Origin of the sequence: Streptomyces sp. NPDC085937, assembly GCF_044540535.1 — a bacterium.
Classification (GTDB): Bacteria; Actinomycetota; Actinomycetes; order Streptomycetales; family Streptomycetaceae; genus Streptomyces.
The window spans coordinates 1-25,487 of sequence record NZ_JBITSH010000009.1 but is presented as its reverse complement, the minus strand read 5'-3'; the positions used below and the strand labels follow the sequence as shown (position 1 = coordinate 25,487).

The window sequence follows — 25,487 nt, the reverse complement described above, 5'->3', positions numbered from 1 at the left end:
AACCGTCCGGAGGAAGGAACCCCGTGATGCCCTCCCAGGAGCGACAGACACAGGCCCACGACAAGGACCACGTCTCCGTGTGGGAGCGCCTGGAACGGCCGGCACCCGCGCCCCGCACCACGCTCACGCCCCGGCGCATCGCCAGGGCGGCGGTGACCCTGGCCGACGCGGAGGGCCTGGACGCGGTCACGATGCGGCGCCTGGCCACCGAACTGGGCGTCGCGCCCATGGCCGCGTACCGCTATGTGACCGGCAAGGACGAGCTCATCGAGCTCATGGTCGACTTCGTCTACGCGGAGATGGAGCTGCCGCAGGACACCGACAGCTGGCGCACGACCATGCACACGCTCGCCCAGCGCATCAGGGACGTCCTGCTCCGGCACTCCTGGGTCACCCGCGCCACCTGGTGCGCCCCCACCCCCAACCAGCTGGCCGTGCCGGAGGCCGCCCTGGCCGCACTCGACGGCCTCGGGCTGGACGCGGACACGGCGATGGTGGTCTACAGCACCGTCACCTCGTACGTGCACGGCGCGGTCAACGCGGAGGTCGGCGTGACCCAGCTGCTGCGCGTACACGGGTGGTCCAGCCGGGAGGAGGCCCGGTCGGGACTCGCCTCGCAGATGGCCTGGCTGCTGAGCACGGGCCGTTTCCCGATGTACGAGCGCTACATCGGCGAGGCCGGACGCAAGGACGACCTGGAGTGGCAGTTCGAAACCGGCCTGGAGTGCGTTCTGGACGGCATCTCCGAGCGCCTGAAGATCTGAGGCGCTTGCCGGAACCGGAAGACATCGCGCGAACAGGTCCTCAAGGAAATCGTAGGACCGCTACAGATCGACGACATATAATCGGCCTTCGCTTGTCCGTTCGCCTCACCCGAAATACGTTCGCCCCACTGCTGAGCGGTGGGGGATATGACATACCGATTCACGGACATCACCAGGAACGAACGGACCACGACACAGCCGGCGGAGTGCGAGGGCTCGGCCTGCCGGCACGGCGCTACGGACCGCGCCCGCGATCTCGCCGCCGCGGGCGGCCGGCTCTGCCCACCCTGTGCGCTCCGGCTCACCCACGACCTGCGACGGCTGCCCCGTCTCCACGACGAGTGCGGCGGACTGCTCACCGGCGCCGACCGGCCCCGTGACCGTACGTCCGGCGGCCCGCTGCCCGGAATGCCCTTCAACACCGAGGCGGCGGAGGTCCGGTCGGCCATCGTCGGGACGCTGCGGGCCTGGGCCTCGCTCGTCAAGGAGGAACGGCGGGTGAGCGCTCCGCCGGACACCGTCGCGCACACCGCCGGCTTCCTTCTCCTGCACATCGACTGGCTTGTCGCCCACCCGGCCGTGGCCGACCTTTCCGCCGAGGTCGCACGGTGTGTGCGTCGGGCGCGACGGGTGATCGACCCCCCGCCGGGGCGCCGCGTCCCGGTCGGCGACTGCGTCGTTCCCAGCTGTGACGGGACGCTGACGGCGGCGGTGCGGCCCGGCCCGGGCGACACGGTCGAGGTGGCCTGCGACGCCGAGTCCGCGCACCGCTGGTCCGGGCAGGAGTGGCTCCGCCGCGGCGACCGGTCCACGCGACGGGAACCGGCCGTGCGCTGGATGACGGCACGGGACATCGCCCGGCTGTGGGGCCTCGCCCCGGGCAGCGTCTACCGCCGCGCCAGCGAGGACCGGTGGCGCCGGCAGGCTCACGGCGGGCGTACGTACTACCACGGGGAGGACGTCAGCACCTCCCTCGGAACACACGCGTAACCCCGCGGAAAAGAAATCGGAAAACCCCTCGAAGAATAAGAAGCTCTGCCGGAACGAGAACGTTCCGGCAGAGCTTCTTTTTTTGTCCCGCGTCCCCCGCACAGGCATGAAGTTGCCTGCGGAAATCTACTTGACGATTCTCTGACGCAAGCTTGTTGCAAGCGTCGAAGATTTGCATTGACATCGTCCGTGATTCCGAAGAAGCTCTTCATTAGCTTCCGCAGCACTGTGTCGATCGACCGTGTCGCTCCGCCGGCACGTTTCCTTCGCGGCCCGGAAGCACGACCCCCTTCCGAGGCGGCGCACCGGGACTCGTCCGGTGCGCCGCCTCGTCGTTTCCACCATTCCGACGCCCCGGAGGACACATCCATGGACGCTTCCGTCATCGTCGCCGGCGCGGGTCCCGCCGGACTCATGCTCGCCGGGGAACTACGGCTCGCGGGGGTCGACGTCATCGTGCTGGACCGGCTCACGGAGCGCACCGGCGAGTCCCGGGGACTGGGCTTCACCACCCGCACCATGGAGGTCTTCGACCAGCGCGGACTGCTCCACCGCTTCGGTGACATGGGCACCAGCAACGCCGGGCACTTCGGCGGCCTGCCGGTCGACTTCGGTGTCCTCGACAGTGTCCACGAGGCCGCCAAGACCGTGCCGCAGTCGGACACCGAGACGATGCTGGAGGGCTGGGTCCGCGAACTGGGCGCCGACATCCGGCGCGGCCACGAACTGGTCACCCTGCACGACCACGGTGACCACGTCGAGGCCGAGGTGCGCGGTCCCGGGGGCGAGGAGATTCGGCTCACCGCGCCCTTCCTCGTCGGGTGCGACGGCGGACGCAGCACCGTGCGCAAGGCGGCCGGCTTCGACTTCCCGGGCACCGCGGCGACGCTGGAGATGTACCTCGCGGACATCAAGGGCGTGGATCTGCAGCCACGGCTGATCGGTGAGACCTTCCCCGGCGGCATGGTGATGTGCGGCCCGCTCGGCAACCGGGGCGTCACCCGCATCATCGTCTGTGAACGCGGCACCCCGCCCCGCCGGCGTACCGAACCCCCCTCCTACGCGGAGGTGGCGGCCGCCTGGCAGCGGATCACCGGCATCGACATCTCGCACGCCGAACACGAGTGGGTCAGCGCCTTCGGTGACGCGACCCGGCTCGTCACCGAGTACCGCCGAGGTCGCGTCCTGCTCGCCGGGGACGCCGCGCACATCCATCTGCCCGCAGGCGGCCAGGGGATGAACACCGGCATCCAGGACGCCGTGAACCTGGGCTGGAAACTGGCCGCCGTGGTCCGCGGCAGCGCCCCGGAGGAGCTGCTGGACACCTACCACGCCGAGCGGTACCCGGTCGGCGAGCGGCTGATGATGAACACCAAGGCCCAGGGGCTGCTCTTCCTCACCGGCGAGGAGGTCCAGCCGCTGCGCGACGTCCTCGCGGAGCTCATCCAGTACGAGGAGGTCAGCCGTCATCTCGCCGGCATGGTGAGCGGCCTGGAGATCCGCTACGACGTCGGCCCTGGCCCGCACCCGCTCCTGGGACTGCGCATGCCGCACCTGGAGCTCGTGGGCGAACGGCGCAAGACCAGCAGCACCGCACTGCTCGGGCCGGCCCGTGGCGTCCTGCTCGACCTGGAGGACAACGCCGTCCTCCGGGAGCGCGCGGCCGGCTGGTCGGACCGGGTGGACGTCGTCACGGCGGAGCCCCACGGCGTCCGGCCCGGTGCTCCCCTCGCGGGCACGGCGGCGGTCCTGGTGCGGCCCGACGGACATGTGGCCTGGGCGGCACCGGGCAGCCACCACGACCTGCCCATGGCACTGGAGCGCTGGTTCGGTCCGTCCCGGATCCAGCAGCCCTGACAAGGAGAGACTCATGCACAGCACGTTGATCGTGGCCAGGATGGAACCCCGTTCCGCCGAGGACGTGGCCCGCCTCTTCGGCGAGTTCGACGGCACGGAGATGCCCGACCGGATGGGCACCCGGCGCCGGCAGCTCTTCTCGTACCGCGGCCTCTACTTCCACCTGCAGGACTTCGACACCGAGGACGGCGGCGAGCGGATCGAGGCCGCGAAGACCGACCCGCGCTTCGTGGGGATCAGCGAGGACCTCAAGCCGTTCATCACCGCCTACGACCCGGCCACCTGGCGCTCGCCCGCCGACGCGATGGCGCAGCGCTTCTACCACTGGACCGCCCGGTGAGCGGCGCGTACCCCCGGCGCGTGGTGATCACCGGCATCGGAGTCACCGCCCCCGGCGGCGTGGGCGTCAAGAACTTCTGGAACACGCTGTCCGGCGGGCACACCGCGACCCGTCGCATCACCTTCTTCGATCCCTCCCCCTTCCGCTCCCAGGTCGCCGCGGAGGTCGACTTCGACGCGGAGCTGCTGGGACTGAGCGCCCAGGAGATCCGGCGGATGGACCGCGCCGCCCAGTTCGCCGTGGTCACCGCCCGGGACGCGGTGGCCGACAGCGGCCTGGAGTTCACCGCCCTGGACCCGCACCGCACCGGCGTCACCATCGGCAGCGCGGTCGGCGCCACGATGGGACTGGACCAGGAGTACCGCACGGTCAGCGACAGCGGCCGGCTCGACCTGGTCGACCACACCTACGCGGTTCCGCACCTGTACAACCACCTGGTCCCCAGTTCCTTCGCCGCGGAGGTGGCCTGGGCGGTGGGCGCGGAGGGGCCGGCCACCGTGGTGTCCACCGGCTGCACCTCCGGGCTGGACGCCGTGGGCTACGCCGCCGACCTGATCCGGGAGGGCTCGGCCGACGTCATGGTGGCCGGCGCCACCGACGCTCCCATCTCCCCCATCACGGTGGCCTGCTTCGACGCGATCAAGGCGACGACCCCGCGCAACGACGACCCCGAGCACGCCTCACGCCCCTTCGACGGCACCCGTAACGGCTTCGTGCTGGGCGAGGGTTCGGCCGTGTTCGTCCTGGAGGAACTCGGCAGCGCCCGGCGGCGCGGCGCCCACGTCTACGCGGAGATCGCCGGTTACGCCACGCGCAGCAACGCCTTCCACATGACGGGCCTGCGCCCCGACGGCCGGGAGATGGCCGAGGCCATCCGCGTCGCGCTGGACGAGGCACGCCTGGCCCCCGGGGCCATCGACTACGTCAACGCGCACGGTTCGGGCACCAAGCAGAACGACCGCCACGAGACCGCCGCGTTCAAGCGCAGCCTCGGAGAGCACGCCTACGCCGTGCCGGTCAGCTCCATCAAGTCGATGGTGGGCCACTCGCTCGGAGCCATCGGCTCCATCGAGATCGCGGCGAGCGCGCTGGCCATGGAGCACGGCGTCGTACCGCCCACCGCCAACCTGCACACCCCGGACCCCGAGTGCGACCTGGACTACGTCCCGCTCACCGCGCGGGAGTGGCCCACCGACGCCGTGCTGTCGGTGGGCAGCGGCTTCGGCGGTTTCCAGAGCGCCATGGTGCTCGCCCGACCCGACCGGAGGACCACATGAGCGCGACGGACGTCCGGGCCGCCGTCACCGGACTGGGTGTCGTCGCGCCCAACGGGCTCGGCACGGAGGCCTACTGGACCGCCACCCGCAAGGGGATCAGCGGCATCGGACGCATCACGCGTTTCGTGCCCGACCAGTATCCCGCCCAACTGGCGGGCGAGATCGCCGGGTTCGACGCGACCGAGCACCTGCCGGGCCGGCTGCTGCCGCAGACCGACCGGATGACCCAGCTCGCGCTGGTGGCCGCGGACTGGGCCTTCCAGGACGCCGCGGTCCGGCCGGAGGACCTTCCCGGGTTCGAGATGGGAGTCATCACCGCCGGCTCGTCCGGGGGCTTCGAGTTCGGCCAGCGGGAGCTGCAGGCCCTGTGGAGCAAGGGCAGCAGGTACGTCAGCGCCTACCAGTCCTTCGCCTGGTTCTACGCCGTCAACAGCGGTCAGATATCCATCCGCAACGGCATGCGCGGTCCCAGCGGTGTGGTCGTCAGCGACCAGGCCGGCGGGCTCGACGCGGTCGCCCAGGCACGTCGGCAGCTCCGCAAGGGCACGCGGCTGGTGATGTCGGGCGCCGTCGACGCCTCGATCTGTCCCTGGGGCTGGGTCGCCCAGATGGCGAGCAACCGGCTGAGCACCGGCCGTGACCCGGCACGCGCCTACCTCCCCTTCGACGACGCGGCGGCCGGACACGTGCCCGGTGAGGGCGGCGCCCTGCTCGTCATGGAAGACCTGCGGCAGGCCCGGGCCCGGGGGGCGCGGATCTACGGCGAGATCGCGGGATACGGCGCCACGCTGGACCCGCGGCCGGGCAGCGGACGGCCTCCCGGCCTGCGCAAGGCCGTCGAACTCGCCCTGGCCGACGCCGGTGCGGCGCCCGGTGACATCGACGTGGTGTTCGCCGACGCGGCCGCCCTGCCCGACCTCGACCGGATCGAGGCGGAGACGATCACGGCGGTGTTCGGCGCCCGGGCCGTACCCGTGACGGCCCCCAAGACGATGACCGGGCGGCTCTACTCGGGGGCGGCGCCGCTGGACCTGGCCGCGGCGTTCCTCGCCATGCGGGACGAGGTGATTCCGCCGTCCGTCGGTGTCACCCCCTCCCCCGGTCACGACCTGGACCTGGTCGTCGGCCAGGAACGGCCGGCCCCGGTGCGCTCCGCCCTGGTACTCGCCCGCGGCCACGGCGGTTTCAACTCCGCGGCCGTGGTGCGCGCGGCCTGACCGCCGCCGGTCACGGCGGCGTGCGGAGGGCCGGCCGTGACGACCACCCCACAACAGCGACGAAAGGACAGTCACCCATGCCCGCCCATGAGTTCACACTTGAGGACCTCAAGCGCATTCTGCGCGAGGGAGCCGGCGCGGACGAAGGCGTCGATCTCGACGGCGACATCCTCGACACCGACTTCGGACTGCTGGGCTACGAGTCCCTGGCGCTGCTGGAGACCGGCGGCAGGATCGAGCGCGAGTTCGGTATCACCCTCGACGACGAGACGCTGACCGACGCCGCGACCCCGCGGTCGCTGCTGGAGGCCGTCAACGCCCTGCTGGTGCCGGCCGAGGTCGGCTGAGCACACCCGGACCGCGCCCGCCGGTTCCGGCCCGGCCACCGTCGATGCCTCCGGCGGGAACCGGCGGCGCGCACTTCCCGTACCACCCCGTCCCCCGCCGTCCGCCCTCCTCCGTTGCCGCCGCGTGCCCTGGCCGGGCCCGGCGGCAGCGGCGCGTCGAGGGCCGGCCGCACACCGACGCATCCAGGAGACAGACATGACGCAGCAGAACCCGAGGGTCGCCCTCGTCACGGGCGCGACCAGCGGCATCGGCCTGGCGGTGACCAGGCTGCTGGCCCGCCAGGGCCACCGGGTGTTCCTCTGCGCCCGCACCGAGACCGGCGTGACCCGCACGGTCAAGGAACTGCTGGACGAGGGACTGGACGTGGACGGCGCCCCGTGCGACGTACGCTCCGGTGCCGACGTCAAGCGGTTCGTGGAGCGGGCCGTCGACCGCTTCGGCACCATCGACGTACTCGTCAACAACGCGGGCAGGTCGGGCGGCGGAGTCACCGCCGACCTCTCCGACGACCTCTGGTCCGACGTGATCGACACCAATCTCAACAGCGTCTTCCGCATGACGCGTGAGGTGCTCACCACGGGTGGCATGCGCGAGAAGGACCGGGGCCGGATCATCAACGTCGCCTCCACCGCGGGCAAGCAGGGCGTGGTGCTCGGCGCCCCCTACTCCGCCTCCAAGCACGGCGTGGTCGGCTTCACCAAGGCACTCGGCAACGAACTCGCGCCCACCGGCATCACCGTCAACGCCGTCTGCCCCGGTTACGTCGAGACACCGATGGCCCAGCGGGTGCGCCAGGGCTACGCGGCCGCCTACGACACCACCGAGGACGCGATCCTCGAGAAGTTCCAGGCGAAGATCCCGCTCGGCCGTTACTCGACCCCCGAGGAGGTCGCGGGCCTGGTCGGCTACCTGGCCTCCGACACCGCCGCCTCCATCACCTCCCAGGCGCTCAACGTCTGCGGCGGCCTGGGCAACTTCTGAGACACGGAGGGCACACCGTCATGACGACCCGTCAGGTCGAGCACGAGATCACCGTCGAGGCCCCGGCCGCCGCCGTCTACCGGCTGATCGCCGAGGTGGAGAACTGGCCGCGGATCTTTCCTCCCACCATCCATGTCGACCATGTGGAGCGCTCCACGGGCGAGGAACGCATCCGGATCTGGGCGACCGCCAACGGCGAGGCGAAGAACTGGACCTCGCGCCGCACACTGGACCCGGAGCGTCTGCGGATCACCTTCCGGCAGGAGGTGTCGACCCCGCCGGTGGCCGCCATGGGCGGCGCGTGGGTCATCGAGCCGCTGTCGGGCGACTCGGCCCGGATCCGGCTGCTGCACGACTACCGGGCCGTGGACGACGACCCCGCGGGCCTGCGCTGGATCGACGAGGCCGTCGACCGCAACTCCCGCGCCGAGCTGGCCGCGCTCAAGACCAACGTGGAACTGGCCCACGCCGCCGAGGACCTCACCTTCTCCTTCGAGGACACCGTGCACATCGCCGGCTCCGCCAAGGACGCCTACGACTTCGTCGACGAGGCGGGGCTGTGGGCGGAGCGGCTGCCTCACGTGGCCTCGGTCCGCTTCACGGAGGACACCCCCGGACTGCAGACGCTGGAGATGGACACCCGGGCCAAGGACGGCTCGACGCACACCACGAAGTCGTACCGGGTGACGTTCCCGCACCACAGGATCGCCTACAAGCAGGTGACCCTGCCCGCGTTGATGACCCTGCACACCGGCCTGTGGACGTTCACGGAGGACGAGAGCGGGGTCGCCGCCACCTCCCAGCACACCGTCACCCTCAACACGGAGAACATCGCCCGGGTCCTCGGACCCGACGCGACCGTGGCCGACGCCCGCGCGTACGTCCAGGGCGCGCTGAGCGCCAACAGCCTGGCCACCCTCGGCCATGCCAAGGACCACGCCGAGAAGCGGCGCTGACATGGCGGCGCCGGACACCGATGTGATCGTCGTGGGAGCCGGGCCGTCCGGGCTGATGCTCGCCGGGGACCTGCGGGCCGGCGGGGCGCGGGTGACCGTACTGGAACGGCTGGCGCGGCCCACCACCGAGTCCCGGGCGTCGGTCCTGCACGCACGCACCCTGCACCTGCTGGCCGAACGGGGTCTGCTGCAACGGTTCGGTCAGCTGCCCGCGGCCGGACCCGGTCACTTCGGCGGCATCCCTCTCGACCTGAGCGAGGCCGGGGACAGCCCGTACGCCGGACAGTGGAAGGCGCCCCAGACCCACGTCGAAGCCGTCCTCGCCGCATGGGCCACGGAACTCGGCGCCGAGGTGCGGCGGGGACTCACGGTGACCGGCCTGGCCCAGAGCTCCGACCGGGTGCGTGTCGTCGCCGTCGCACCGGGCGGGCGGCGCCTGCGGCTGGACGCCTCCTACGTCGTCGGCTGCGACGGCGAGGACAGCGCCGTACGGCGGCTGGGCGGCTTCGGCTTCCCGGGGGCCGCGGCCACCAAGGAACTGCTGCGCGCCGACCTGGCCGGCATCGAACTGCGGGAGCGGCGTTTCGAGCGTCATCCCCGGGGCGTGGCCAACGCCCGCCGCGGGCCGGACGGCGTCACCCGCATCATGGTCCACGCCTTCGACCGGACCCCCGGACCGTCCCGGACCCCCGCCTTCGACGACGTCTGCGCGGTGTGGGCGCGCGTCACCGGCGAGGACATCAGCGGCGCCCGGCCCGTCTGGCTCAACGCCTTCGACAACGCACGCCGGCAGGCGGACGGGTACCGCGACGGCCGGGTGTTCCTCGCGGGGGACGCGGCGCACGTGCAGCTGCCGGTGGGGGGCCAGGCACTCAACCTCGGTCTGCAGGACGCCATGGACCTGGGCCCGAAGCTCGCCGCTCACCTGGCCGGCCGGGCCGGTGACGAGGTGCTGGACACCTACGACACGGTCCGTCGTCCGGTGGGCGCCCGGGTCCTCACCAACATCGAGGCCCAGGCGCAGCTGTTGTTCGGCGGACCCGAAGTGGATCCGTTGCGGGCGGTCTTCCGTGAGTTGCTGGACCTCCCGGCGGCCCGCCGTCATCTGGCCGCCATGGTCGGCGGGCTCGACGGCGGCCGTCCGGCGTGGGCCGGCACCGGCGGGCCGGGGAAGCCGGCCGCCCCCGCCCCGACTCGTCAGGACATCAGGCACAGGAGGATCACCATGGGCAAGCTCTCCGGCAAGACCGCACTCGTCTCCGGCTCCAGCCGGGGCATCGGACGGGCCACGGCCCTCCGGCTGGCCCGCGACGGGGCGCTGGTCGCGGTGCACTGCTCCAGCAACCGGGAGGCGGCCGAGGAGACGGTCGCGGCCATCGAGAAGGACGGCGGCCGCGGGTTCTCCGTGCTGGCCGAACTCGGGGTGCCCGGTGACGTGCACGAGCTGTTCCTGGCCCTGGAGAGGGAGCTGAAGGAACGCACCGGAAACACCACGCTCGACATCCTGGTGAACAACGCCGGGGTGATGGGCGGGGTGGATCCCGAGGAACTGACCCCCGAGCAGTTCGACCGCCTCTTCGCCGTCAACGCGAAGGCACCGTACTTCCTGGTGCAGCGCGCCCTGGCCAACCTCCCCGACGGCGGGCGGATCATCAACATCTCCTCGGGGCTGACCCGGGTCGCGAACCCCCAGGAGGTGGCGTACGCGATGACCAAGGGCGCCGTCGACCAGCTCACCCTGCACTTCGCCAAGCACCTCGGCCCGCGCGGCATCACCGTCAACAGTGTGGGCCCGGGCATCACCGACAACGGGTCACCCGTCTTCGACGACCCGGAGGCGGTGGCCGCGATGGCGGGCTACTCGGTGTTCAACCGGGTCGGTGAGACCCGCGACATCGCCGATGTGGTGGCCTTCCTGGCGAGCGACGACTCCCGCTGGATCACCGGCTCCTACCTGGACGCCAGCGGCGGCACCCTGCTCGGCGGCTGAGCGGGCGGACGGACGGATGCCGACGCCCTTCGCTTCGCTGTCGACGCTCTTCACCTCGCCGCGCCCGGACCGCGCCGGTGCCGGGCGGCGGGCCCTTCTGTTCGTCCTCGCCGGCAACATGCTCATCGACGCCCTGGAGGTATCCGTCGTCCTGGTCGCCCTGCCGGCCATGGGGCGGGACCTGGGGCTGTCCATGTACGGCGGACAGTGGATGATGAGCGGCTTCGCCGCGGGGTTCGCTGCCCTGCTGCTGCTCGGCCCGCGTCTGGCCGCCCGGTGGGGACGACGACGCGTGTACCTCGCCGCGCTGACGGTGTTCATCGCCGCCTCGCTGGCCGGCGGCCTGACCGACGAAGGCGCCGTGCTGGCCGCGACCAGGGTGGTGAAGGGCATGTGCGCGGCGCTGACCGCGCCCACCGGGCTGGCCATCATCGGCACCGTCTTCCGGCCGGGACCCGAGCAGAGCCGGGCGGTGTCCGTGTACTCCCTCTTCGGCGCGGCGGGATTCACCGTGGGCCTGCTCTCCTCCGGTGCGCTCACCGAGCTCAGCTGGCGCTGGAACCCGGTGTTCCCGGCGCCGTTCGCCGTCCTCCTGCTGCTGGCCGGTGTCCGGCTCATTCCCGGGGACACCGGCCGGACGTCCGCCGAGCCACTGCGGCCGGCCATGGCCCGGCTGGTGCGCAACGGGCCGTTCGTACGGTCGGCGCTGTGCGCGGCGACGCTGAACGGCACCTACCTCGGGCTGTTGCTGCTTCTCACCCACTGGCTGCACGACACGTGGGGGTGGGGCTCCTGGGAAACGGCGCTGGCGTTCCTGCCGGCCTGTGTGCCGCTGGCGCTCGCCCTGCCGTTCGCCGGCCGGATGGTGGCGCGTTTCGGCACCGGACCGCTGATCGCGGCCGGAGGGTGCGCGACGGCGCTGGGCTGTGCGACGGCTCTGCTGACCGGAGCGCCCGGGACCTACGTCACCGGGGTGCTGCCGGTGCTCCTGTGCGTCGAGGCCGGTTTCGTCCTGGCCTTCGCGGCCCTCAATCTGCAGGCCGTGTCGGGCATCCCGGCCGAGCGGCGGAGCACGGCGGTGCCGGTCTACCAGACGGCGGTTCAGCTCGGTCCCCTGCTGTCCCTGCCGGCGGTGGCCACGGCGGCCGGCTCGGGCTACCGCCCGGCCCTGCTGATCCTGACGGCGCTGTCGACGACGGGAGCCGTGATCGCCTGCGCCCCGTCTCGCCGCGCCCGCGCCGGCACCGCTGCCTGACCGCCCCAGACCCGCGTCCCAACGCGATCGGAGATCAAGAATGCGTGTCCTGTTCACCATCTTCCCGGCGACGGCACACCTGTATCCGGTGGTGCCGCTGGCCTGGGCGCTGCAGAGCGCCGGGCACGAGGTCGTCGTGGCGAGTCACGCGGGCGTCGTGGACCCGGGGGTGATCGACAACATCGCCGCGGCGGGGCTCACGGCCGTACCGCTGGGCACGCCGGACGAACTGCCGGAAGCTCTCGGCCCGCACACGGGCGACGCCGAGCCGGACCGGCCCTCCCTGGGATTCGACGCCTTCGAACCGGAGGAGACGGGGTCCTGGCGCACCACCCGCGCCATTCTCACCGGCATGTTCCGGTTGCACTATCCGGAGCCCTCGGAGCCGGGCGGCCGCCGGCCGGTGCTGGACAACCTGGTCGACTTCGCCCGTGCCTGGCGTCCCGACCTGGTGCTGTGGGACCCGCTGATGTTCCCCGCCCCGGTCGCCGCCCGGGTCAGCGGCGCGGCGCACGCCCGGCTGCTGTGGGGCATGGACAACATCGGTGTGATCCACGAGCGCACGAAACGTGAACTGGCCGATCCCTCGTCGGACCTGACGGAACATCCGTGGCTGGGCTGGTTCGGCCCCGTTCTGGAGCGTCACGGGCTGGAGTTCGGCGACGAGATGCTGCTGGGCCAGTGGACGCTGGACCTGACCCAGTCCCGGATGCAGGCTCCGCTCGACCAGACACGCATACCGGTGCGCAGGGTCCCGTACACCGGCGCGGGCCGGCTGCCCGGCTGGCTGCACACCCGTCCCGAGCGCCCCCGAGTGGTGCTGTCCCTGGGCGTGAGCCGGCGCAAGATCTTCGGCAGGTACAGCGGCTTCCCGATGCGGGAGTTCTTCGCGTCGGTGTCGGAACTGGACATCGAGGTCGTCGCCACGCTGAACAGCCAGCAGCTCGACGCGGCGGGAACGCTGCCCGGCAACGTACGCGCGGTGGAGTACGTCCCGCTCAACCAGGTCCTCCCGACCGCTTCCGCGATCATCCACCACGGCGGCGGCGGCACGTTCTCCTCCGCCGTCGCCCACCAGGTGCCGCAGCTGGTGATGCCGCTGGTCATGTGGGACGAGATGGTCACCGCCCGCTACGTGCGGGACATGGGCGCGGGCCTCGTCGCCGACCCGGACGCCCTGGACGTCGCGGAGATGCACAAGCAGCTCGTGCGGCTTCTGGAGGACCCGTCCTTCCCGTTGGGCGCCCGGCACCTGCACGACGAGATGCTCGCCGCGCCGGCACCCAAGGAGATCGTTCCGCTGCTGGAGCGGCTGACCGCCGAACGCCGCTGACCACGCGCCCCGAGAGGACGGTCCGTCAGATGCGCGTACTGGTGATCTCCACTCCCGTTCCCACTCACTTCCTTCCGCTGGTACCGCTGCTGTGGGCGCTGCGCTCGGCCGGTCACGAGGTGACCGTGCTGGCCCAGCCCGATGTGGTCGGAGCCGTACGGGCCTGCGGCCTCACGGCGATTCCGGCGGGCCAGCCGTTCGAGGTGAACGGGATGCTGCTGAAGGGGCTGGGTCGGGACCGGCGTCCGCTGCAGGCCCGGCCCCGGCCGGCTCCCGAACTGCTCGGCGGCTACGGCAGGTTGTGGTGGGCCCATGCGGCCTCGATGCTCAGCCGCTACAGCGACGTGGCCGAGGGGTACCGGCCGGACATCGTCCTCGCCGATCCGCTGGAGTACTGCTCGCTGATCATCGGGGCACGGCTGGGTGTGCCGGTGGTGCACCACCGGTGGACGGTGGATGCCATCTCGGGGCCCGCCCGTGCCTTCGTCCGCCCCGGCGCACGTGAGCTGTGCGAGCGGCTCGGCGTTCCTGGCCTTCCCGACCCGGACGTGCTGCTCGATCCGTGTCCGCCCACCCTGCGACTGCCGGGCGGCGAGCCGGGCACGCCCGTCCGGTACGTGCCGTACAGCGGCGGTGGTGAGGTTCCCGCCTGGGTCCGGACGGATGACGGACCGAGGGCCGGACGGCGACGGGTGGCCGTGTCGCTGGGCAACACCCTGGCCCTGCACGGCGTGGGCTTCACCCGCGCTCTGCTGCGGGCCCTCGCCGCATCGCCCGGAACCGAGATCCTCGTGACGCTGCCCGAGCCGTACCGTTCCCGGATCGGCCCGCTGCCGGACACGGTGACGGCGGTGGACCCGCTCCCCCTCCATCTGTTCCTCGGGACCTGTGACGCGATGGTCCACCACGGGGGAGCCGGCACGGCCATGACGGCGACCTCCTTCGGACTCCCCCAGTTGGTGCTCCCTCAGCTGGCGGACCACTTCCCGCTGGGCGACCGGCTCGCCGCGACCGGAGCCGGTCTGTCCTTCGACACGGCGGAGCGGCAGGACGACCCGCGGACCGTCGGCGCGGCCCTGGACGACCTGCTGACCGACCCCCGGTACGCGGAGGCGGCCCGTGGACTGGCGGCGGAGATGGCCGCGATGCCGTCCCCCGCCGCCGCGGCCGCCGAACTGGAGCGGCGAGCCCGGGCGGGCACCCGACCGAGAAAGGCGAGCGTCTAGTGCGCATCGAGGAACTGCCCCTCCCGGGCACGTACGTGATCACACCCGAGCTGATCCCCGACCCACGGGGGTCGTTCTACGAGGCGATGCGGGGCGACCTGCTGGAAGAAGCCACCGGTGTCCCCTTCCTGCCCCGGCAGATCAACTACTCGGTCTCCCGGCGCCACACACTGCGCGGCATCCACAGCGTGCGCATCCCGCCCGGGCAGGCCAAGTACGTCACCTGCGTACGGGGCGCGCTGCGCGACATCGTCGTGGACCTGCGGATCGGCTCCCCCACCTTCGGGGAGCACCGGGTGAACGTGCTGGACGCGGACTCCGGGCGTTCGGTGTACGTGCCGGAGGGCGTGGGGCACGGGTTCCTCGCGCTGACCGACGACGCGTGCATCTGCTACGTCGTGTCCTCCACCTATATGCCGGGCACGCAGATCGACATCAATCCGCTCGACCCGGATCTCGGGCTGCCCTGGGACTGCCCGGAGCCCCCTCTCATCTCCGACAAGGACGCCAAGGCCCCCACCGTGGCCGAGGCCGTACGGGCAGGTCTGCTGCCCCGATTCGACAAGGCAGGGACACCGTGAGGATGCTCTTCGTCGCCGCGGGAAGCCCGGCGACCGTGTTCGCCCTGGCCCCGCTGGCCACCGCCGCGCGCAACGCGGGACACCAGGTCGTGATGGCCGCGAACGACGACATGGTCCCGTACATCACGTCGTCGGGCCTGCCGGGCGTGGCCACCACCGATCTGCCGATCCGGCACTTCATCACCACCGACCGGGCCGGCCGTCCGGAGGCCATCCCCTCCCACCCGGTGGAGCAGGCGCTGTTCACCGGGCGCTGGTTCGCACGCATGGCCGCCTCGAGCCTGCCCCGGATGCTGGACCTCTGCCGGTCCTGGCGGCCCGATCTGATCGTCGGCGGCACGATGAGCTACGTCGCCCCGCTGCTCGCCCTGCACCTGGGCGTGCCCCACGTGCGGCAGACCTGGGACGCCATCGAGGCGGACGGCATCCACCCCGGCGCGGACACGGAACTGCTGCCGGAGCTGGAACCGTTCGGGCTGGACCGGCTGCCCGAGCCGGACATGTTCGTGGACATCTGCCCGCCGAGCCTGCGTCCCGCCGGTGCCGCTCCCGCACAGCCCATGCGCTACGTCCCGGCGAACGCCCAGCGGCGGCTGGAGACCTGGATGGTCACCCGCGGCGAGCGCCGCAGGATCCTCGTCACCTCGGGCAGCCGGGTCGCGAAGGAGAGCTACGACAAGAACTTCGACTTCCTGCGCGGCCTCGCCGCGGACGTCGCCTCGTGGGACGTCGAGCTGATCGTCGCGGCGCCCGACGGGACCGCCGACGCGTTGCGCGACGGCCTGCCGGGGGCCCGCGTCGGCTGGGTGCCACTGGATCTGGTGGCGCCCACCTGTGACCTGCTGGTGCACCACGCCGGCGGGGTGAGCACCCTGACCGGCCTGAACGCCGGTGTGCCTCAACTCCTCATTCCCAAGGGTGCCGTGCTGGAGAAGCCCGCCCTGCGCGTCGCCGAACACGGGGCGGCGATCACGCTGCTGCCGGGCGAGGACTCGGCCGACGCGATCGCGGACTCCTGTCAGGAGCTGCTGGCCAAGGACACCTACCGGGAGGGTGCGGGCGCCCTTTCCCGCGAGATCGCCGCCATGCCCTCCCCCGCGAGCGTGGTCGCCACGCTCGGAGATCTGGCGTGAAGACGACACGAACCGAGAGGACCTCTCGATGAAAGCTCTGGTGCTCGCAGGCGGGTCCGGTACCCGGCTGCGGCCTTTCAGCTATTCGATGCCCAAACAACTCATCCCCATCGCCAACACACCCGTCCTGGTGCACGTGCTCGACTCCGTCCGGGAGCTGGGCGTGACCGAGGTGGGGGTCATCGTCGGCAACCGCGGTCCGGAGATCGAGGCGGTCCTCGGTGACGGCTCCCGGTTCGGTGTGCGGATCACCTACATCCCCCAGGACGAACCACGGGGACTGGCCCACACCGTCGTGATCGCGCGGGACTTCCTCGGTCCGGACGACTTCGTGATGTACCTGGGCGACAACATGCTGCCCGACGGGATCGCCGAGACCGCCGCGGAGTTCGTCCGGCACCGCCCGGCCGCGCACGTCGTCGTGCACAAGGTCGCGGACCCTCGCTCGTTCGGTGTCGCCGAACTGGGGCCCGACGGCGAGGTGCGGCGCCTGGTGGAGAAGCCCCGTGAGCCGCGCAGCGACCTGGCGTTGATCGGCGTCTACTTCTTCACCGCCGCCATCCACGAGGCGGTGGCGTCGATCGAGCCGAGCGCCCGCGGCGAACTGGAGATCACCGATGCCGTCCAGTGGCTCCTGTCCTCCGGGGCGGACGTGCGTGCCAGCCGCTACGACGGTTACTGGAAGGACACCGGGAAGGTCGAGGACGTCCTGGAGTGCAACAGCCATCTCCTCGACGGCCTGACCCGGCGCGTCGACGGACGGGTCGACGAGGCCAGCGTGCTCGTCGGCCGGGTCGTGGTCGAGGCCGGGGCACGCGTCGTCAGGTCCCGGGTGGAGGGTCCGGCGATCATCGGCGCGGGCACGGTGCTGGAGGACAGTCACATCGGTCCGCACACCTCCATCGGGCGGGACTGCCTGGTGGCGGACAGCCGGCTCGAGGGGTCGATCGCCCTGGACGAGGCGACCGTCACCGGTGTCCACGGCCTGCGCAACTCGCTCATCGGGCGCGCCGCGTCCGTGGGCACCACCGGACGGGGCACCGGCCATCACTGCCTCGTCGTGGGAGATCACACCCGAGTGGAGGTCGCGGCATGAGGATTCTTGTCACCGGAGCGGCGGGCTTCATCGGCTCGCACTTCGTCCGCAGTCTGCTGGCGGACGAGTACCGCGGCTGGGAAGGCGCCCAGGTCACCGCCCTGGACAAGCTGACCTACGCCGGCAACCGGGAGAACCTGCCCGCCTCGCACGAGCGCCTGGTGTTCGTCCGCGGCGACGTGTGCGACCGGTCCCTGCTCCGCGAACTGCTGCCCGGCCACGACGCCGTGGTGCACTTCGCGGCCGAGTCCCACGTGGACCGGTCCCTGGAGGGGGCCGGGGAGTTCTTCCGGACGAACGTGCTGGGCACCCAGACCGTGCTGGACGCCGTGCTGGAGAGCGGGGTCGAGCGGGTGGTGCACGTCTCCACCGACGAGGTCTACGGCTCGATCGCGGACGGCTCCTGGACGGAGGAGTGGCCGCTGGCGCCCAACTCGCCCTACGCGGCTTCGAAGGCGGGCTCGGACCTGGTCGCCCGCGCCTACTGGCGGACGCACGGCGTGGACCTGTCGATCACCCGCTGCTCCAACAACTACGGCCCCTACCAGCACCCCGAGAAGGTCATCCCGCTCTTCGTGACCAATCTGCTGGAGGGCGGTCAGGTCCCGCTGTACGGGGACGGACGCAACGTGCGTGAGTGGCTCCACGTGGCCGACCACTGCCGCGGCATCCACCTGGTGCTGAACGAGGGCCGGGCCGGGGAGATCTACAACATCGGCGGCGGCAACGAGTACACCAACCTCGATCTCACCCGGAAGCTGCTGGAACTGACCGGTGCCGGCGAGGAGAAGATCCGCCGGGTGGCCGACCGCAAGGCGCACGACCTGCGGTACTCGATCGACGAGTCGAAGATCCGCGAGGAACTCGGCTACGCGCCCCGGATCGGGTTCGAGGAGGGTCTGGCGGAGACCGTGGCCTGGTACCGCGACAACCCCGACTGGTGGAAGGCCGTCAAGCACGGGACGGGCCGTGCGGCCTGACCGCGGGCGCGTGCCGGGGCTGTCGGTCGTGGTCCTGGGGAGCGGCGGGTTCCTGGGCCGCGGGCTCGGCGCGGCGTTCGCCTCGCGGGGTGCGCGGGTGCACCTGTTCTCGCGCGGCGGTCCGCCGCCCGTCACCGGTCCGCCCGCGGGCCGGACCACGACGGCCACCCGCCTGGACCTGCTGACGGCGGGCCCGAAGGAATTGCGGACGGCCTTGGCGGCGGCCCGCCCGGACGTCGTGGTGAACGCGGCGGGGCGGGCCTGGCGGGCCGACGAGGCGGAGATGGCCGCGGGCAACGCCACGCTCGTCGAGCGGGTCGTGACCGCCCTCGCCGCGCTCCCCGGCCCTCCGGTACGGCTGGTGCAACTGGGCAGCGTCCACGAGTACGGAGCCGGCGACCCGGCCGGCGCCACGGGCGAGGACCACCGCCCCGAACCGGTCACGCCCTACGGCCGCACCAAACTCCTCGGGACGCGGGCCGTGCTGCGCGGGGCGCGGGAGGGCAGCGTCGAAGGGGTGGTGCTCCGGCTCGCCAACGTGATCGGCGCCGGGGTTCCCGAGGGCAGTCTCTTCGGCTGGGTGGCGGCCCATCTGGGTGAGGCGGCGGCGGCGCGGGCTCGCGGGGAGCACATCGCCGCCCTCCGGCTGCCGCCGCTGCGCGCGGCCCGCGACCTGGTCGACGCCGGTGACGTCGCCGACGCGGTGGTGGCCGTGGCCACGGCCCCGTCGGCGGCCGTCAACGGTCAGGTGATCAACGTGGGCCGCGGCGAGGCGGTGGCCATGCGCGCACTGATCGACCGGATGATCGCGCTCAGCGGACTGGACGTGCCCGTGACCGAGGCCGCCGAGGCGCCGGCGGCCCGTACCGACGTGGCCCGTCAGTGTCTGGACATCTCCCGGGCCCGGCGCCTGCTGGGCTGGCGCCCCTCGCGCGGACTCGACGACTCCTTGCGGGACCTCCTGGCCTCCGTGCTGCCGCCGGAGCGTCCGTCGCACAGCACACCACTCGGCATCACGGCCGGAGTCCCGGCCGGAGAAGGGAAATGATCATGAGCGAGCGCAAGGATCGGATTCTCGAAGAGGTCCGCGCGTATCACCAGGAGACCGCCCCGGCACGCGAGTTCGTGCCGGGGACGACGGAGATCTGGCCGTCCGGCGCGGTACTGGAGGACGCGGACCGGGTGGCGCTGGTGGAGGCCGCGCTGGAGATGCGCATCGCCGCCGGGACCAGCTCCCGCAAGTTCGAGTCACAGTTCGCACGACGCCTCAAGCGCCGCAAGGCGCATCTGACCAACTCCGGTTCGTCGGCGAACCTGCTGGCCGTGTCGGCGCTGATGTCGCACGCCCTGGAGGAGCGGCGGCTGAAGCCGGGCGACGAGGTCATCACGGTCGCGGCGGGCTTCCCCACCACGGTCAACCCGATCCTGCAGAACGGTCTCATCCCGGTCTTCGTGGACGTCGACCTCGGCACCTACAACGCGACGGCCGACCGGGTGGCCGCGGCGATCGGACCCAAGACCCGCGCCGTCATCATCGCGCACGCGCTGGGCAATCCCTTCGAGGTCACGGAGATCGCCCAGCTCTGCGAACAGCACGACCTGTTCCTGATCGAGGACAACTGCGACGCGGTCGGCTCCCTCTACGACGGGAAGCTCACCGGCACCTTCGGCGACATGACGACGGTCAGCTTCTACCCGGCGCACCACTTGACCATGGGCGAGGGCGGCTGTGTGCTCACCTCCAACCTGGCCCTGGCCCGCATCGTGGAGTCGCTGCGCGACTGGGGGCGGGACTGCTGGTGCGAACCCGGTGAGAACGACCGCTGCCTGAAGCGGTTCACGTACCAGATGGGCACGCTGCCGGCCGGGTACGACCACAAGTACATCTTCTCCCACGTGGGGTACAACCTGAAGGCCACGGACATCCAGGCCGCACTCGGGCTCACGCAGCTGGCCAAGCTGGACTCCTTCATCGAGGCGCGGCGGCGCAACTGGCGGCGGTTGCGGGAGGGACTGGACGGGGTCCCGGGCCTGCTGCTGCCCGAGGCCACGCCCCGCTCCGAGCCCAGCTGGTTCGGCTTCGTCATCACCGTGGACCCCGAAGCTCCGTTCAGCCGCGCCGAGCTGGTCGACTTCCTGGAGGGCCGCAAGATCGGCACGCGTCGGCTCTTCGCGGGGAACCTGACCCGTCACCCGGCCTACATCGACCAGCCGCACCGGATCGTGGGCGACCTGGCCAACAGCGACGTCATCACCGAGCACACCTTCTGGATCGGGGTCTACCCGGCGCTCACGGACGAGATGCTGGACTACGTCACCGCCTCGATCAAGGAGTTCGTGGCCGCGCGCGGCTGAACCGGCAAGGCCCACGCGGCCCCCTCACTCCTCAGAGATCGGGACGACGTATGGACATTGTGGGAACCGGTTTCCTGGCGCGGAACCTGCGCCCGCTGGCCGGCCGGCATCCGGACACCGTGGCCTTGGCAGCCGGGGTGTCGTGGGCGAGCGGCACCTCCGACGCGGACTTCGCCCGCGAGGCGGCGCTGCTGCGCGAGGTCGCCGGCCGGTGCCGCGACACCGGCCGGCGGCTGCTCTTCTTCTCCACCGCGGCGACCGGCATGTACGGACTCGCCGACGGGCCCGGCCGGGAGGACGTCCCGGTGACCCCCTGTACCCCTTACGGCGCGCACAAGCTCGCCCTGGAAGGAATGCTGCGCGACTCCGGCGCCGACCATCTGATACTCCGGCTGGGGCACCTGGTCGGCCCGCACCAGCCCGAGCACCAGCTGCTGCCCACCCTGGTACGGCAACTGCGCGAGGGGATGGTCCGGGTGCACCGGGGCGCGGCCCGGGATCTGATCGGTGTGGAGGACGTCATCACCGTCGTCGACCATCTCCTCGCCGCCGGTCCGCGCGCCGAGACGGTCAATGTGGCGTCCGGTTTCGCCGTACCGGTGGAGGACATCGTCGGCCACCTCGAGCAGGCGCTCGGACTGCGGGCGCGCCGGGAGTTCGTCGAGACGGGCGGCCGCCAGCACGTCATCTCGACGGAGAAGCTGCGCTCCCTCGTGCCGCAGACCGCGCACATGGGGTTCGGCCCCTCCTACTACCGGCGGATCCTCGGGGACTTCACGGCCTCCGTGGCGTCCGGCGCCTCCGCACCTGCCTGACACCACCGACCCCCAGGGGGACGCTCGTGACGCACCACAGGAACCGGACGAGGAACGACCGTCGGCGCACCGTGCGCCGAGCGGTCACGCTGGCCGGTGCCGCACTTCTGCTGGCCGGACTGCACGGGCCCGCCCCCGCGGCCCCCGCGCCTGCGGTGAGCGCGGCGGACGCCTCGTACACCGCCGGGGCGACGGCCACGGTGGACCTCGTCTCGACCGCGACGGAGTTCACCGCACCGGCCACCACCCGCCCGGGACCGGCCACGTTCCGCGCCTCGACCACCCAGTCGGGCAAGGGCTGGATCGGGCTGGCCCGGCTGAAGGACGGCAAGGGCTGGGACGACTTCCTGGACGTTCTCTCCCGCGCGCTGTCCGACACCCCGTCCGACGTTCCGCGGGGTGCGAAGGACCTGGACGAGACCGCCGTCCTGCTCGGAGGGCTGGTGGTCCATCCCGGACAGCCCGGGACGTTCACGCAGCACCTGCGTCCGGGACGGTATCTGCTGTTCGACTACCTCACGGCCGGCGACGCCGAGCCTCGGCACCGCTGGCTGACGGTCACCGGCGAAGCCGCCGGCCGGTTCCCGGAGCCGACCGCGACCGTCGTGGCGAGGAACGTCCCCGGCGTGGGTCCGCGCTTCGAGGTCCATGGCGGTCTCCGCGCCGGCCGGCCGCTGCGCTACGTCAACCGGATCCCCGGGCAGGTGAACGAACTGCTTTTCGTGAAGATCGCGGAAGGGACCACCGAGGCGGAGCTCAAGGCCTGGTTCGACGCCCTGCCCGACGACGGCACCTTCCCGCCCGACTCTCCGTTCCGCTCGGTCAGTCTCGGCAGCCTGCACCTGTCCACGGGCCGCTCGTCCGTCGTGCGGGTCCCGCTGGAGCCCGACCGGTACGCGGCGATCACCTACTCGAAGGACGCCACCGACGGCATCAAGCTCGTCAAGAAGGGCCTGTTCGCCATCGTCGACGTGCACTGAGCCGCGTGCCGTCCCACCCCTCGCCTCCCCACCCCGTTCCTCAGGAGTACTCCGTGACGCCACCTCCCCTCCCGCAGGCCCGCGCCAACACACGGCGGGTGACGGAACGCCTCGGGCTGTCCGCCGCCACCTCCCGGGGCGCTCACCTGCCGACCGACAGCTTCTCCGCATGGCTCGCCGAACGTGGCAGGGCGAACGCCTTCCGCGTGGACCGGATCCCCTTCGCCGGCCTGGACGGCTGGTCGTTCGAGGAGACCACCGGCAATCTCGTGCACCGCAGCGGCAGGTTCTTCACGGTCGAGGGCATGCGGGTGACCGAGCGGGACGAACCCTACGGCGACGGCCCGTTCGCCGAGTGGCACCAGCCCGTGATCAAGCAGCCCGAGGTGGGCATCCTGGGCATCCTGGCCAAGGAGTTCGACGGGGTCCTGCACTTCCTGATGCAGGCGAAGATGGAGCCCGGCAATCCCAACCTGCTCCAGCTGTCCCCCACCGTGCAGGCCACTCGCAGCAACTACACCAAGGCCCATCAGGGCGCGGATGTGAAGTACATACAGCACTTCGTCGGTCCCGGGCGGGGCCGGGTCATCGCGGACGCCCTGCAGTCCGAGCACGGTTCGTGGTTCTTCCGCAAGGCCAACCGCAACATGATCGTGGAGGCCACCGACGACGTGCCGCTCCTCGACGACTTCTGCTGGCTCACCCTGGGCCAGATCGCCGAACTGCTGCACCGGGACAATGTCGTCAACATGGACTCGCGGACGGTCCTGTCCTGCCTCCCGGTCCCGGAGACGGCGGACGGCGCCCTGCACTCCGACGTCGAGCTGCTGTCCTGGATCACCGGTGAGCGCGCCCGGCACGATGTGCACGCCGAACGTGTCCCGCTGGCCGGGCTGCCCGGCTGGCACCGCCATGAGACGGCCATCGAGCACGAGGAGGGCCGCTACTTCAAAGTGGTGGCCGTGTCCGTACAGGCCGGCAACCGCGAGGTCACCAGCTGGACCCAGCCGCTGTTCGAGCCGGTCGGCCAGGGGGTGACCGCGTTCCTCACCCGCACCTTCGACGGCGTCCCGCACGTGCTGGTGCACGCCCGGGTCGAGGGGGGCTTCCTCGACACCGTCGAACTGGGCCCCACGGTCCAGTACACCCCCTCCAACTACGCCCACCTGCCGGAGAAGGAACGCCCGCCGTACCTCGACACCGTGCTGGAGGCCCCGGCGGAGCGGATCCGCTACGAGGCCGTGCACGCGGAGGAGGGGGGCCGGTTCCTCAACGCCGAGAGCCGGTACCTGCTCGTCGACGCCGACGAACGGGACGCTCCCCTCGACCCGCCGCCCGGATACGCGTGGGTCACTCCCGACCAGCTGACCTGGCTGGTCCGTCACGGCCACTACCTGAACGTCCAGGCGCGCACACTGCTCGCCTGCCTCAACGCCCGTGCGGCGGTCGCCCGATGAGCGCGCCGGTGCGTATCGGGGTGCTCGGCTGCGCCGACATCGCGGTACGGCGGATGCTCCCCGCGTTCACCGCCTCCCCGGACGTGGAGGTCGCGGCCGTCGCCAGCCGTGACCGGGGCAGGGCGGAGGGCACGGCGGGGCGCTTCGGCTGCCGGCCCGTCCACGGGTACGCGGAACTGCTGGACCGCGACGACGTGCAGGCCGTGTACGTGCCGCTGCCGGCCGCCCTGCACGCGCACTGGGTGGAGGCGGCACTCGAGGCCGGCAAGCACGTGCTCGCCGAGAAGCCCCTGACGACGGACCCGGACACCACCGAACGCCTGCTGGAGCTGGCCGGCAAGCAGGGCGTGGCACTGATGGAGAACGTGATGTTCCTCCATCATCCCCGGCACGAGGCGGTACGGCGCCTCGTCGCCGACGGTCGGATCGGCGAACCGAAGTCCCTGCACGCGGCGTTCACCATCCCTCCGCTCCCCGACAGCGACATCCGGTACGACCCCGGCCTGGGCGGCGGCGCACTGGCGGACGTCGGCCTCTACCCGCTCCGGGCCGCACTGCACTTCCTGGGCCCTGAGCTCGAAGTGATCGGTGCCCGGCTCGCCCAGGGTCCCGGCCGGCGGGTCGAGACGTCCGGCGCGGCACTGCTGGGCACCCCCGACGGAGTCACCGCGCACGTCACGTTCGGCATGGAGCACGCCTATCTGTCGCGGTACGAACTGTGGGGCAGCGAGGGACGGATCACCGTGGACCGGGCGTTCACCCCGCCGGCCGACTTCGTCCCCCTGGTCGGCTTGCACACGTCCGCGGGTACGGAGGAGATCCGGCTGACGCCCGCCGACCAGGTCGCGGCGACGGTCGCCGCGTTCGTCGCCTCGGTCAGGGCCGGTCACGCGCCGGGCGCGGACACTCTGCGGCAGGCCGTTCTGCTGGACGCCGTACGCCACAGGTCCGGGTGATCCGGCCGCGCCTCCGCGGCCACCGGCACACAACCGTTCCGGCCCGCGTGAGAAGGAGACGCACATGACGGTCGAGCTGCACGAGATCCGTGCCCAGGCACTGGCCGGCCCGAGCGAGAAGGCGACCCGGGCGCAGCATGCCAAGGGCAAGCTGACCGCGCGGGAGCGCATCGAACTGCTGCTGGACGCGGGGTCGTTCCGTGAGGTGGAGCAGTTGCGGCGGCACCGGGCGACCGGTTTCGGTCTGGAGGAGAAGAAGCCTTACACCGATGGTGTGATCACCGGCTGGGGGACGGTGGAGGGGCGGACGGTGTTCGTCTACGCCCATGATTTCCGGATCTTCGGCGGTGCGCTGGGGGAGGCGCACGCCACGAAGATCCACAAGATCATGGACATGGCCATCGCGGCGGGTGCGCCGCTGGTGTCCCTGAACGACGGTGCGGGCGCCCGTATCCAGGAGGGCGTTTCCGCGCTGGCCGGGTACGGCGGGATCTTCCAGCGCAATACCAGGGCCTCGGGGGTGATCCCGCAGATCAGCGTGATGCTGGGTCCGTGTGCGGGCGGTGCGGCCTACAGCCCGGCGCTGACGGACTTCGTGTT

24 protein-coding genes are annotated in these 25,487 nt (G+C 71.7%); all 24 read left to right on the top strand.

The window, feature by feature from the left end; genetic code table 11:
• Positions 1-26 precede the first annotated feature (26 nt).
• The gene (locus ACIF8S_RS19830; RefSeq protein WP_215213117.1) at positions 27-764 is read left to right on the top strand and encodes a TetR/AcrR family transcriptional regulator; all 738 of its coding nucleotides are present in this window, start codon (positions 27-29) and stop codon (positions 762-764) included.
• Positions 765-911: 147 nt separating this feature from the next.
• Positions 912-1,754: a hypothetical protein gene (locus ACIF8S_RS19825; protein WP_400000418.1), complete on the top strand. Its 843-nt coding sequence runs from the start codon at positions 912-914 to the stop codon at positions 1,752-1,754.
• Positions 1,755-2,123: 369 nt separating this feature from the next.
• Positions 2,124-3,611 (top strand): FAD-dependent monooxygenase, encoded by a 1,488-nt coding sequence (locus tag ACIF8S_RS19820; RefSeq protein WP_400000416.1) that lies wholly within the window; start codon positions 2,124-2,126, stop codon positions 3,609-3,611.
• A 13-nt stretch (positions 3,612-3,624) separates the two neighbouring features.
• Positions 3,625-3,951 carry a TcmI family type II polyketide cyclase gene (locus ACIF8S_RS19815; protein WP_400000414.1) on the top strand — a complete coding sequence of 109 codons (327 nt, stop codon included), beginning with the start codon at positions 3,625-3,627 and terminating at the stop codon, positions 3,949-3,951.
• Positions 3,948-5,228 carry a beta-ketoacyl-[acyl-carrier-protein] synthase family protein gene (locus ACIF8S_RS19810; RefSeq protein WP_400000412.1) on the top strand — a complete coding sequence of 427 codons (1,281 nt, stop codon included), beginning with the start codon at positions 3,948-3,950 and terminating at the stop codon, positions 5,226-5,228. The genes ACIF8S_RS19815 and ACIF8S_RS19810 overlap by 4 nt, the downstream gene beginning before the upstream one ends.
• A complete protein-coding gene (locus ACIF8S_RS19805; RefSeq protein ID WP_400000410.1) occupies positions 5,225-6,445 on the top strand; it encodes a ketosynthase chain-length factor in 1,221 nt (406 codons plus the stop codon). Before ACIF8S_RS19810 ends, ACIF8S_RS19805 begins: the two co-directional genes overlap by 4 nt.
• A 77-nt stretch (positions 6,446-6,522) precedes the next feature.
• Positions 6,523-6,792: an acyl carrier protein gene (locus ACIF8S_RS19800; RefSeq protein WP_215213123.1), complete on the top strand. Its 270-nt coding sequence runs from the start codon at positions 6,523-6,525 to the stop codon at positions 6,790-6,792.
• A 196-nt stretch (positions 6,793-6,988) separates the two neighbouring features.
• On the top strand, positions 6,989-7,774 hold the full coding sequence (gene fabG / locus ACIF8S_RS19795) for a 3-oxoacyl-ACP reductase FabG (protein WP_400000408.1): 786 nt from the start codon (positions 6,989-6,991) through the stop codon (positions 7,772-7,774).
• 20 nt (positions 7,775-7,794) lie between these two features.
• A complete protein-coding gene (locus ACIF8S_RS19790) occupies positions 7,795-8,730 on the top strand; it encodes an aromatase/cyclase (protein WP_400000407.1) in 936 nt (311 codons plus the stop codon).
• Position 8,731: 1 nt separating this feature from the next.
• Positions 8,732-10,720, top strand: a complete 1,989-nt coding sequence (locus tag ACIF8S_RS19785; protein WP_400000405.1) for an SDR family oxidoreductase — start codon at positions 8,732-8,734, stop codon at positions 10,718-10,720.
• 16 nt (positions 10,721-10,736) lie between these two features.
• Positions 10,737-11,975, top strand: coding sequence for an MFS transporter (locus ACIF8S_RS19780; protein ID WP_400000404.1), 1,239 nt, complete (start codon positions 10,737-10,739; stop codon positions 11,973-11,975).
• A 40-nt stretch (positions 11,976-12,015) separates the two neighbouring features.
• Entirely contained in the window at positions 12,016-13,308 is a 1,293-nt protein-coding gene (locus tag ACIF8S_RS19775; RefSeq protein ID WP_400000402.1) for an activator-dependent family glycosyltransferase, read from the top strand.
• Positions 13,309-13,337: 29 nt separating this feature from the next.
• Positions 13,338-14,534 carry a nucleotide disphospho-sugar-binding domain-containing protein gene (locus tag ACIF8S_RS19770; RefSeq protein ID WP_400000400.1) on the top strand — a complete coding sequence of 399 codons (1,197 nt, stop codon included), beginning with the start codon at positions 13,338-13,340 and terminating at the stop codon, positions 14,532-14,534.
• On the top strand, positions 14,534-15,115 hold the full coding sequence (locus tag ACIF8S_RS19765) for a dTDP-4-dehydrorhamnose 3,5-epimerase family protein (RefSeq protein ID WP_400000399.1): 582 nt from the start codon (positions 14,534-14,536) through the stop codon (positions 15,113-15,115). The genes ACIF8S_RS19770 and ACIF8S_RS19765 overlap by 1 nt, the downstream gene beginning before the upstream one ends.
• Positions 15,116-15,117: 2 nt before the next feature.
• Positions 15,118-16,248: a nucleotide disphospho-sugar-binding domain-containing protein gene (locus tag ACIF8S_RS19760; protein WP_400000778.1), complete on the top strand. Its 1,131-nt coding sequence runs from the start codon at positions 15,118-15,120 to the stop codon at positions 16,246-16,248.
• A gap of 28 nt (positions 16,249-16,276) precedes the next feature.
• Positions 16,277-17,344, top strand: a complete 1,068-nt coding sequence (locus ACIF8S_RS19755; protein ID WP_400000397.1) for a glucose-1-phosphate thymidylyltransferase — start codon at positions 16,277-16,279, stop codon at positions 17,342-17,344.
• Positions 17,341-18,324 (top strand): dTDP-glucose 4,6-dehydratase, encoded by a 984-nt coding sequence (gene rfbB, locus ACIF8S_RS19750; RefSeq protein ID WP_400000395.1) that lies wholly within the window; start codon positions 17,341-17,343, stop codon positions 18,322-18,324. The genes ACIF8S_RS19755 and rfbB overlap by 4 nt, the downstream gene beginning before the upstream one ends.
• Positions 18,314-19,372 carry an NAD-dependent epimerase/dehydratase family protein gene (locus ACIF8S_RS19745; protein WP_400000393.1) on the top strand — a complete coding sequence of 353 codons (1,059 nt, stop codon included), beginning with the start codon at positions 18,314-18,316 and terminating at the stop codon, positions 19,370-19,372. Before rfbB ends, ACIF8S_RS19745 begins: the two co-directional genes overlap by 11 nt.
• 2 nt (positions 19,373-19,374) lie before the next feature.
• Positions 19,375-20,679 (top strand): lipopolysaccharide biosynthesis protein RfbH, encoded by a 1,305-nt coding sequence (gene rfbH, locus ACIF8S_RS19740; protein WP_400000391.1) that lies wholly within the window; start codon positions 19,375-19,377, stop codon positions 20,677-20,679.
• A 50-nt stretch (positions 20,680-20,729) separates the two neighbouring features.
• Positions 20,730-21,494 (top strand): NAD-dependent epimerase/dehydratase family protein, encoded by a 765-nt coding sequence (locus ACIF8S_RS19735; protein ID WP_400000390.1) that lies wholly within the window; start codon positions 20,730-20,732, stop codon positions 21,492-21,494.
• Positions 21,495-21,520: 26 nt separating this feature from the next.
• On the top strand, positions 21,521-22,474 hold the full coding sequence (locus ACIF8S_RS19730; RefSeq protein ID WP_400000389.1) for a hypothetical protein: 954 nt from the start codon (positions 21,521-21,523) through the stop codon (positions 22,472-22,474).
• 53 nt (positions 22,475-22,527) lie between these two features.
• Positions 22,528-23,931 (top strand): NDP-hexose 2,3-dehydratase family protein, encoded by a 1,404-nt coding sequence (locus ACIF8S_RS19725; RefSeq protein WP_400000388.1) that lies wholly within the window; start codon positions 22,528-22,530, stop codon positions 23,929-23,931.
• A complete protein-coding gene (locus ACIF8S_RS19720; RefSeq protein ID WP_400000387.1) occupies positions 23,928-24,887 on the top strand; it encodes a Gfo/Idh/MocA family protein in 960 nt (319 codons plus the stop codon). The genes ACIF8S_RS19725 and ACIF8S_RS19720 overlap by 4 nt, the downstream gene beginning before the upstream one ends.
• Before the next feature lie 64 nt (positions 24,888-24,951).
• Positions 24,952-25,487: carboxyl transferase domain-containing protein (locus ACIF8S_RS19715; protein WP_400000385.1), on the top strand; the 536-nt coding region annotated here is incomplete at its 3' end.